The 10059-nt window shown below is 53.1% G+C and carries 6 protein-coding genes and 3 pseudogenes; 5 read left to right on the forward strand and 4 right to left on the reverse strand.

The genetic code is table 11. From position 1 onward, the window contains the following. Nucleotides 1–115: 115 nt before the first annotated feature. Complete coding sequence (locus ERD80_RS19765) at nucleotides 116–1045, reverse strand: GlxA family transcriptional regulator (protein WP_104187750.1); 930 nt, start codon at nucleotides 1043–1045, stop codon at nucleotides 116–118. An 89-nt stretch (nucleotides 1046–1134) separates the two neighbouring features. Here ERD80_RS19765 and ERD80_RS19770 point away from each other — a divergent pair, with 89 nt between their 5' ends. From ERD80_RS19770 to ERD80_RS22930, 5 genes and pseudogenes are all read left to right on the forward strand, one after another. Beyond that, complete coding sequence (locus tag ERD80_RS19770; protein ID WP_136548233.1) at nucleotides 1135–1833, forward strand: DJ-1/PfpI family protein; 699 nt, start codon at nucleotides 1135–1137, stop codon at nucleotides 1831–1833. Nucleotides 1834–1863: 30 nt separating this feature from the next. Next, the gene (locus ERD80_RS19775; RefSeq protein WP_136548235.1) at nucleotides 1864–2613 is read left to right on the forward strand and encodes an HD domain-containing protein; all 750 of its coding nucleotides are present in this window, start codon (nucleotides 1864–1866) and stop codon (nucleotides 2611–2613) included. Between the two features lie 408 nt (nucleotides 2614–3021). After that, a pseudogene (locus ERD80_RS19780) lies at nucleotides 3022–3294 on the forward strand (S24 family peptidase); the annotation flags it as partial. Continuing rightward, nucleotides 3291–3821 (forward strand): annotated as a pseudogene (locus ERD80_RS19785) (LysR substrate-binding domain-containing protein); the annotation flags it as partial. The pseudogenes ERD80_RS19780 and ERD80_RS19785, both read left to right, overlap by 4 nt. Nucleotides 3822–3895: 74 nt before the next feature. Then, nucleotides 3896–4029, forward strand: a pseudogene (locus ERD80_RS22930) (DNA polymerase V subunit UmuC); the annotation flags it as partial. A 1189-nt stretch (nucleotides 4030–5218) separates the two neighbouring features. Here ERD80_RS22930 and cobA read toward each other — a convergent pair. From cobA to nirD, 3 genes are all read right to left on the reverse strand, one after another. Continuing rightward, a complete protein-coding gene (gene cobA / locus ERD80_RS19795; RefSeq protein ID WP_136548237.1) occupies nucleotides 5219–6049 on the reverse strand; it encodes a uroporphyrinogen-III C-methyltransferase in 831 nt (276 codons plus the stop codon). After that, nucleotides 6046–8667 carry a nitrate reductase gene (locus tag ERD80_RS19800; protein ID WP_136548239.1) on the reverse strand — a complete coding sequence of 874 codons (2622 nt, stop codon included), beginning with the start codon at nucleotides 8665–8667 and terminating at the stop codon, nucleotides 6046–6048. Before ERD80_RS19800 ends, cobA begins: the two co-directional genes overlap by 4 nt. Further along, the coding region (nirD, locus tag ERD80_RS19805; protein WP_136548241.1) for a nitrite reductase small subunit NirD at nucleotides 8664–10059 on the reverse strand (1396 nt) is incomplete at its 5' end. The genes ERD80_RS19800 and nirD, both read right to left, overlap by 4 nt.

Genomic DNA, 10059 nt, shown 5'->3' on the forward strand with positions numbered 1-10059 from the left:
TAAAGCCGTGGCGATTCAATTCTGCGCTATGAGGCGCGTTTAAATAACCAAACCGCCGCTTGGGAAAAAACATTTACTCTTGAATATTCTTACAATTACAATGCGGGCTGTCATTTCAATTCCTGAAGGCTTGAGGGAGTTTTTTATAATGCCGTTGAAAAGCCCTTCTCATTCTGGCTGAGTTACCGAACCCGCAGCATCTGGAAACTTTTTCTACGGAAAGCCCTGATGTTTCCAGAAGAGACTTTGCTGAATCCAGACGAATTTTTTCAACCGCTTTGGCAATGGTTTCACCTGTTTCTTTAGTAAAAAGCCTGGTGAGTTGCCTTGAGCTAAGGCAAGCAACCTCAGCTAAACTTTCAACTCGCAAGTCATGATCTAAATGCGTATGAATATAATTCAAAACAGCTTTAATTTTTGATGACTGAGGTTCTAAAAATAAAACAGGTGAAAATTGCGATTGTCCCCCTGTGCGGCGCTGCGCGACAACAAGTTCCTGAGCAACTTTTAATGAGACTGCAGTGCCAAGATTATCCTCAATTATCGCAAGCGCGAGATCGATACCGCTGGATATTCCTGCTGATGTCCAAACGCCACCATCTTTCACGAACAGAGCATCAGTGGATAGTACTACATCAGGGTATAAATCACTAAAAATATGCCTATATTTCCAGTGAGTAGTAGCGGTTTTCCCATCCAGAAGACCCAACTCAGCGAGGACAAAAGCTCCTGTGCAGATACTGCCAAAACTTTTACTGGATAGGCAGGCTTTCTTCAGCGCTCTACCTTCCTGGCTATCTCTTGAGATATTCCGGCCTCCCTGACCTCCTACAACCAACAGTAAATCGAAGGATTGCTCCGGGTAGAGTTTTTGAGATTCAATTGAGAATCCAGCTGTACACGTAACAGCACCACCCCTCATGGATAAAACATGTTGTTTATAAACAATATGATGCCCCGTGAAGCTCACGAACTGAAAAGCAGCCAATGGCCCACTAAGATCTAAAAGTTGAAAATCATCAAAGATGTAAAAACCTATGTTCATAATGTCCTTTTTTGAATGATTAATGTCATTTTGGCCACCACTATAGATGGTAGGCTCATTTCAGGCCATTACAATCTTAGGGATTCATCATGTCTAATTTCTTCAAAGTATTGATTCCAATCTATAACGGCGTAACGCAGCTTGATTTCACTGGTCCTTACCAGTTCTTTTCCCGTACACCTCAGTTCGAAACAATTCTCGCATCAGTAGACGGTGAAAATGTTTATGCTGACGGCATGCATTTCACAGGGCTCAGGGATCTCATGTATGAGAAAGAATGTGACATACTGTGTATTCCAGGTGGAAGTGGATGTACGGATGCTATTGAGAACGATAGATATATGGAATCAATAGTAAAACTGGCTCATACAGCATCTTATATAACCTCTGTTTGTTCTGGTTCATTAATACTCGGCGCTGCCGGTTTACTCTCAGGAAAGAGAGCAGCCTGCCATTGGGCATGGCGTGATCAGCTCAGCTTGTTTGGCGCGATACCGGACGAAGGCCGAGTGGTAAAAGATGGAGATGTCATAACGGGTGGAGGCGTTACCGCAGGTATTGATTTTGCTCTGGTATTGATTGGAGAGCTTTGCGGTGAAGATGCAGCCATGCAAGTTCAGCTGGGGCTGGAATATGCACCACATCCCCCCTATGAAGCTGGACGTCCTGAGACAGCCCCAGCCTGGATTGCTGCCAAACTAAAAGAAGCATCAGCCACAAGAGTAAGCGAGCGTTTGCATATTTTAGAAAATGCTGCCAGAAAAATTAGCAAAACAATGCATTCCTGACTCTTTAATTAGTGGATATGAAGATCTTTTATGAATCGTAGAGAATTTATTTCATCATGTTGTTGTGTGCTGTGTGCATCTGCGCCAATGTTCAAAGCAATGGGTAAGACTACCCAAGCCATACCTCTTTCCAGATTTAACGGCGAATTGCCAGCAACATTGGCAGGGGTTACTATACCCCATACACGCTTCACTGATGGGGCTACTGAGCTTGTTGCTTCATGCTCATCAGCTCCCCTTTTCAATCATGTTGTAAGAACATATTTATTCGCAGCTTCTATTGGAAAAAAACTTGGTAAAGCTTTTGATGAAGAAATGCTTTATTTAGGTTGTATAATGCACGACCTGGGGCTTACCGAAAAGTTCATCAAAGATGCCAGATTCGAACTGGATGGAGTTGATGCGGCACGGCAGTACTTAGTCGATAACAAATTCCCTGAGGAAAAAGCAGAAGTTATCTGGGATGCAATCGCTTTACATGCAACAATGGAATTGCCGGAACGAAAAAGGCCAGAGATTGCGCTTGTCCATTTAGGTGCTTTTATGGATGGGGGGATGAATGCAAATATTTTCCCCTTGTCATTCTTTGAAGAAGTATTTGAGGAATTTCCGCAAAATGGAAACAAAACGCACTTTATCGAACTCGTTGCTAATGTTTTGAGAAAAAAACCTCATACTGCCTATCTTTCCTTTGAAAAAGATATTGGAGTAAAAATGGTAGAAGGCTTCCCAACAGTTAACTATTGCGATATTAAACCAAACTATCCTTTTAATAGATAACAAACCTTTTATTGCCTGTTATAACACAGCGTTTACGCAAGGAGCAGCGGTCGTGTCGAAAGAGCGTCATTCACCTACGCCGGAATGAACCGATAACGCAGATAACGCTTAATTCTGGATTTTAACAAAACCTGCCCGGCCACAAAGAGCCGGGCTCTAAAGATACAGCCCGGCTCTCCATGTCTCCCGGCCCTGAGCTGAGCATAGTGGCGCCGTTCTGTATCTGCCATGCTGACCTTAATAAAAAATCTCCTGGCGAGTCAGTCAGATGGCTTCGCTTCTGCACCAACCGTTTCAATCCCTCTTGCCAGATAATTCCGCCCCAACAATACTGTATGCATGAACAGTAAAATAACAGGAGGAATTTTATGCGCGATTTACTCAGCTCTTTCGCAGTCACACTGCAGCATGGCAAGGGCATCAGATCATGAACCCAGTAGCTGTACCGCCGGCCTGACGCTCCTCTGGCCACCCATTTTTACGCCCCGGGTCCGGGTGCCGCTTTATGCCGATCCGTGCGCCGCCGGCTTTCCCGCCCCTGCGCAGGATTACGTCGAGAAAGAACTTGATCTGAACGAACTGTGCATCCGCCGGCGTGCATCAACCTTCTTCGTGCGCGCCAGCGGCAACAGCATGCGGGACCTGGGCCTCTGCGACGGCGACGTCATGGTGGTTGACCGGATATTTACCTGATGATAGGCGTGAGTGACCGGCAGGTCGATCTCGTACAGGAGGGAGTCGACTGGGTAATCAGAACAGGTGAGCTACTAAACTCCACGCTTGTTGCCCGTCCACAGGGGAAGTTCCGCTGGATAACCTGCGCCTCTCCGGACTATCTCAGGGAGTACGGGATCCCCCGTTCTCCTGGAGATTTATCAAATCATCGGGCTATACACTACTTTTCCGGGCAGGCCCAGCGTACCAGCGAGTTACGTTTTGTCCAGGGGACGGAAGCGCTTTCTGTATCGGTCAGCGGTCAGGCAGCCGTTAACGAGACGGGACTCTATATAAAAATGTGTCTGGAAGGTTTCTGGCTTGCCCAGCTTGCTGAGAGCGTTGTATCAGAGCACCTTCAGAAGGGAGCGCTGGTTGAAGTGCTGGCCGACTGGCAGCCGTCATCAGTCCCGGTCAACTTACTTTACCCACATCAGAAATTCCTTTCCCCTGCCGTAAGCGCATTTGCAGACTGGATAAATGAAATTATGTGACACCTCAGTAGACAATGTATCGACTCTCAAATGCTTTTGAAATTTAAATAGATTATCCATTGCACTTACGCCAAAGTATGTCGCAGCGCATAATGACCACCCCGGAAGAGCTACGCCCCGCGCTGAGCAGTATTCCATTGACGAAATGTCCCTGGACCTGACCGGCATTGATGGCAGCGAGGACGGTGAGCATTTCTGCCGGCGCCTGCACTGGCCAGACTGACACCCAAAAGTTTCCAAAATCAGCAGATGAATCTGTAAAGCTCCCCTACCCTCCCCTGAACCCTTCAGGTATTTCATAATCCATCCCAGATACCAGCATGCAGTCTCGTCTTTCTCTGGAGCGCTTAGAGGAAAGGTGTTTGCGCCCCTTTTCAATATAGCGTGCCAGTTTCAATTCCCACTGACTCTGGTAGTACGCCACGCTTTCTGCTTTCCAGTAATTCACGAAATCAGCCAGCTGCAGCCTGTCAGGTGCAGCTGAAATCTTAATATCTATACGATTGGCGGTGTCACTAAACGTTGCTGAAGGCTGCCACCCGTCAAACATAACAAATTTATTTTCAGGTAATTCTGGGGTAGTAGCAGAGCGGAGACCCGGTCCGGTACGCCCGGAAAATCTGACGCAGGCATTTACGCGCGCGAACCCGCTGCGGTCTGGATGAGGCGGACAACCCGCCCACTTTCCATGAGATCCGCAGTTTATCGGGAAGGTTATATGAAGCGCATTAGGATGAGGTGTTTACACAGCGGTTAATCTCTCCATGACACCGAAGTATCCTGACCCCCGTGGCGATGAGTACGTACTGGTATGAGGCATAGGCAATTACGGACAAATTCCGCAAATTTACGCACAGCTGAAAATCTGACCTTGCAAATCATGCCGTTGTGGATATGCTATATACATAGCATATTTGTTAAAAAACGCACATTTAATCTAGTAAATTCAAAGAGATATGCGCTAACCACCAGCTTATGAATGGTAGCAATACTAATCAAAGCATCTCTTTATAATCAGACAGTTAGAATTTTTTCGGCCTCTATTCGGACAGATTTCGGCCAGCCTATACCAGCCAGAATAAAGTTTACCTGGACTGAGAAGAAAAAAGTATGGCGCGACTGGCAGTGGTCAATGTCAGGTTGTGATGAAGCGTTCTGGATACCATGCAAACGTATCTCAGTGTCCGACAGATTGCCGATTGTGTAATGCAGCGATAGCGTTTATTCAGGGTAAAATCTTAAGAAAAATGTCTGAGTGAGGTAACTGTCAGGCATCAGTTTCATGTGAAAGGCGCTTAAGGTAGGGGCTCTCACTAACATATTCGCCGATAATGCTTTTGCGACCGTCTCATCCCCCAGCCGTAAAAACCGTGTCCCTTCCTTCGGCACGTTAAGCATCACTGCACTGCACTATCACTTAACGCCAACTCCTCCCCATGCGCTGCGACTCGATCAGCCCGGTAATAGCGCACCACATCGCCCACAATCAGTAACGACGGCGACACCGGTTTTTGCTGCTCAACAGTTTCAGGCAACCCGGCCAGCGTGGTGATCAGCACCCGCTGGTTCTGACGCGTACCGTTCTCAATGAGCGCCACCGGCGTTGCCTCACTGCGGCCATATTCCCGTAACCGGGCGCTAATCACGCTGCTCCAGCTTAACCCCATGTAAAACACCAGCGTCTGATTGGTTGCGGTCAGCGCCGCCGCATCCAACTGCGGCTCGCCGCTGCGCCCGTGTCCGGTGATAAAGCGCAATGACTGGGCACAGTCACGGTGCGTCAGTGGAATGCCGCTGGCAGCCGCACAGCCCACGGCGGCGGTAATGCCGGGCACCACTTCGCAGACAATATTCGCCTGTTGCAGACTGACCATCTCTTCACCGCCACGGCCAAAGATAAAGGGATCGCCGCCTTTTAAACGTACGACATTGCGCCCGCTGGCAGCCAGGTCCACCAGCAGTTGATTAATCTGTGCCTGCTTCAGGCCGTGATGGCCCGGCTGTTTACCTACGTCGATACAGAGTGCGCTGCTGGCGACTTCCGCCATCACCGCTTCGCTGACCAGGCGATCATAGACCACGACATCCGCACGTTGCAGCAGGCGCAGCGCCTTGACTGTCAGTAGTTCCACATCCCCCGGTCCGGCCCCTACCAGCCAGACTTTGCCAGGGCTGGACGCGTTGTCCGGCGCCAGCAGTTTATCTAAAGGATTGATCGCAATCATCATTCTTCCTCCGGTACAGCAACGGAAAGCAAAAGGTGTTTTAGCTCCGGCAGGCAGGAGCCGCAGTTGGTACCACAGTTGAGTGCGTTACCCAGTGCCTGAGTGCTGTGACAGCCCTGTTTAATCGCCTGTAAGATGGTGTTTTCCCCAACGCCAAAGCAGCTACAGATCGTCCGGCCAGCCACGGCACGTTGTGCCGATTGTCCCGCCAGCAGAGCATGCCGGTCCGCCGCATTCACAGGTGCCTGGCGAAAAGCCTGCGCAACCCAGTCATGATTGATCTCGGGTAAAGACGCGCCTGCATAAAAGACCAGGTGCAGCTCACCGTTACGCCAGGCCAGCAGGCGGTAATGCGGTTCCGCCGCATGAGCGGTTTGCAGTTGCAGCCCGGCCAGCGGGATCGTTGCCATGAGCCACTGTTCTGGTGAACCGTCTCCAGCCACGCTAAAGCGTTGCACGCCCTCATAGGGTGTTCGCGCCCAGTAGCGCAGCGCATCAGGCGGGCTTGCGTCGCGCTGCCAGAGCCAGCCCTGCCAGCTGGCGTTGAGCGGGTGGATACGCACAGCGGTTTGTTTAAATGCAGGCTGTGCCGAGACTGGACAGCGGGTTGAAGCCACCAGTCCGCCAACCGTGCCCTGCAGGCTGAACTGTCGGTTCCAGTGCATAGGGACAAAGATCTCACCGCGCCGCAGACCGCTGTCCAGCGTCACACGCACCGTCACCCAGCCCGCGTCGGACTGCACCCGTGCCAGTGCGCCCGCGCACAGGCCATAGCGTTGTGCGTCCTGCGGATGCAGGGCTGCAAATGGCTCATCACAATGCTGCATGAGCCGGGGAACCAGGCCGGTACGCGTCATGGTGTGCCACTGATCGCGGATCCGTCCGCTGTTCATTAATAACGGGTAAGCCGTTTCGCACACCACTGGCTGCGGCGTGGCCGGTGGCAACAGGCGGGCTTTACCATCAGGATGGTAAAAGTGCCGGTCGCTAAACAGCCGGGCGCAGCCCTCGGGATAACGAGCGTTGATTGGCCACTGTACCGGCTTCATCGCATCCCACTGTGCGTCGCTCATACCGGCCAGACCGCTGATATCAAAGGCGCGCTGGCCGTTGTTCTCAAACCCCGACAACGCCGCATGCTCGCGGAAGATGGCTGCCGGATGCGTCCAGGTAAAGCCTTCATGAAAGCCCAGACGCTGGGCGACCTGCGCGAGTAACCACCAGTCCGGTTTAGCTTCTCCGGCCGGAGGCATAAACGCGCGCTGACGGGAAATCCGGCGTTCAGAATTGGTCACGGTGCCGTTCTTTTCCCCCCAGCCCTGCGCGGGTAGAAAAATATGCGCAAAGGCGGTGGTATCCGTTTGCGCCAGCACGTCTGACACAATTACCAGCGGACAGGCAGCCAGCGCCCGGGCAATGCGATTGCCTTCTGGCATCGAAACCGCCGGATTGGTGCCCATAATCCACACAGCTTTGATTGCTCCACGGTCAATGGCGTCAAACAGATCAACCGCCGTCAGGCCGGGCTCACGCGCCATACGCGGACTGCGCCAGAAACGCTGTAAACGGTCGCAATCTTCTGCGGTGAAACTCATATGCGCCGCCAGTTGGTTGGCCAGCCCCCCTACTTCCCGCCCGCCCATCGCATTCGGCTGTCCGGTCAGCGAAAACGGGCCGCAGCCGGGTCGGCCAATCTTGCCGCTCAGCAGGTGCGCATTGAGAATAGCATTGTTGTTGTCACTGCCGCTTTGTGACTGGTTAATGCCCATGCACCATAAGGTCAGTACGCGCTCATGCCGGGTAAACAACCCGTAGAACGCGGCGATCACTTCATGGCTGATATCACAATGGGCTGCCACCGCCGCACCATCCCACTGCCGCGCGGCCCGTAAGGTTGTGTCTACACCGTCCAGATGCGGCAGCATCGTGACGTCAATGCCGTCATGCTGTTCCAGCCAGTGCAGCAGGCCCGAGAACAGGGCCGGATCGCTGCCCGGCCGGAGCGGTAAATGCAGATCGGCGAATTCACAACTGGCCGTGCGGCGCGGATCGATAACCACAACCTGCATCTCAGGGCGCTGCACTTTTGCCTGTTTCAGGCGCTGAAACAGCACCGGATGGGCCCAGGCGGCGTTCGAGCCGACAAGAATGACTACCTCGGCCTCATCCAGATCCTCGTAACAGCACGGTACGGCATCCGCCCCAAATGCCCGTTTATAGCCTGTCACCGCGGAGGCCATACACAGGCGTGAATTGGTATCGATGTTGGCGACGCCGAGAAAGCCTTTCATCAGCTTGTTCGCCACATAGTAATCTTCCGTGAGCAACTGGCCGGAACCGTAGAAAGCCACCGCCTCCGGGCCATGCGCATCGATAATCCTGCGCAAACCATCAGCCGCGGCATCCAGTGCCGTCTCCATGCTGACCCGCTGGTGATGAAGCTGAGGATGCAGCAACCGTCCGGCCTGTGTCAGGGTTTCGCCCAGTGCCGCGCCCTTTACGCATAGCCGCCCGGCATTCGCCGGATGACGGGTATCGCCACTGACCTGAGGCGACGCGCTCTGCGGCTGCGTGACCTCGACGCCGCAGCCCACCCCGCAATAAGCGCAGGTAGTTTTCATGATGCCTGCGCCATCAGGTCAAGCGGACGGTTTGCGACCCAGACCTGGCCGTCCTCCAGTTTAACCGGCCAGCAACGCAGCTGATGCTGGGGATTATCAAGGCTCTGTCCGTCACGCAGGCGTACACGCTGTTTGTAAAGCGGCGAGATCACCACCGGCTCCCCCGCAACATCACCAAGGATACCGCGTGACAGTACGCTGGCTTCGCTGCCCGGCTCACGATCCTCCAGCGCATAACAGTCATCACCCATGCGGAATAAGGCAATACGGACGCTGCCAAGACGGGCTCCGATGCCGGCCTCTGGCGGAATGGCCTCCAGTGGGCAGATTTCGCTCCAGGGTTCGGCGGGCAGATGCATCAGGGGAATACCACTGGCCTTGTGTGGCTGGCGCTGTCCGCGCACGCGTGCATAGTGCAGCGTTTCATCCGGCTGATCGCTGTTCACTGTGGCGGTAAACAGCGCACGTCGCGAGGGATCGGCCAGCGTGGTCTGCCATTCGCATTGCCAGGTGTCCACCACCTGTTGCATTTCCTGTTCCAGCGTGGCGGCGATCCCCAGGCTGTCATGAATCACCACCTCACGCAGGTAGTCCAGCCCGCCCTCCATGTTATCCATCCAGACGCTGGTACGCTGCAGGCGATCCGCCGTGCGCACGTAGAACATCAGAATCCGGTCGACGTACTGGATTAGCGTGTAATCGTCCAGATCGCTGGCAAACAGTTCCGCATGGCGCGGCTTCATGCCGCCATTGCCGCAGACGTACAGGTTCCAGCCGTTTTCCGTGGCGATGACCCCGATATCTTTACTTTGTGCTTCCGCACATTCGCGGGTGCAGCCGGACACCGCCATCTTGATCTTGTGCGGTGCGCGCAGACCCTTATACCGGTTCTCCAGCGCGATGGCGAAGGCGGTAGAATCCTGCACGCCATAACGGCACCAGGTCGAGCCGACGCAGGATTTCACCGTACGCAGGGATTTTCCGTAGGCATGACCGGTTTCAAAACCGGCTTCCAGCAGGGTTTCCCAGATAGCAGGCAGCTGGTCCAGCCGCGCACCAAACAGATCGATACGCTGGCCGCCGGTAATTTTGGTATAGAGATCGTAACGCACGGCCACTTCGCCGATGGCAATCAGGCCCTGTGGCGTGATCTCGCCCCCCGGCACGCGCGGTACGACCGAATAGGTGCCATCTTTCTGGATATTGGCAAAGTAACGGTCATTCGTGTCCTGTAACGGTAAATGTGCCGTTTTCAGCAGGTAATCGTTCCAGCACGAGGCCAGTAGCGACCCCACCAGCGGTTTGCATACCTCGCAACCACAACCCCGTCCGTGGCTGGCCAGCAGATCGTCAAAGGTTTTGATGCCATTAATACGGATCAGGTGATACAGC

It is taken from the genome of Pantoea sp. R102 (assembly GCF_004916815.1).
GTDB classification, from domain to species: domain Bacteria; phylum Pseudomonadota; class Gammaproteobacteria; order Enterobacterales; family Enterobacteriaceae; genus Pantoea; species Pantoea dispersa.

Excerpts from the sequence above, each read along its gene's own strand:
- ERD80_RS19765 (WP_104187750.1), bottom strand. The coding sequence starts at position 1,045 with ATGAACATAGGTTTTTACATCTTTGATGATTTTCAACTTTTAGATCTT.
- ERD80_RS19770 (WP_136548233.1), top strand. The coding sequence starts at position 1,135 with ATGTCTAATTTCTTCAAAGTATTGATTCCAATCTATAACGGCGTAACG.
- ERD80_RS19775 (WP_136548235.1), top strand. The coding sequence starts at position 1,864 with ATGAATCGTAGAGAATTTATTTCATCATGTTGTTGTGTGCTGTGTGCA.
- cobA (WP_136548237.1), bottom strand. The coding sequence starts at position 6,049 with ATGATGATTGCGATCAATCCTTTAGATAAACTGCTGGCGCCGGACAAC.
- ERD80_RS19800 (WP_136548239.1), bottom strand. The coding sequence starts at position 8,667 with ATGAAAACTACCTGCGCTTATTGCGGGGTGGGCTGCGGCGTCGAGGTC.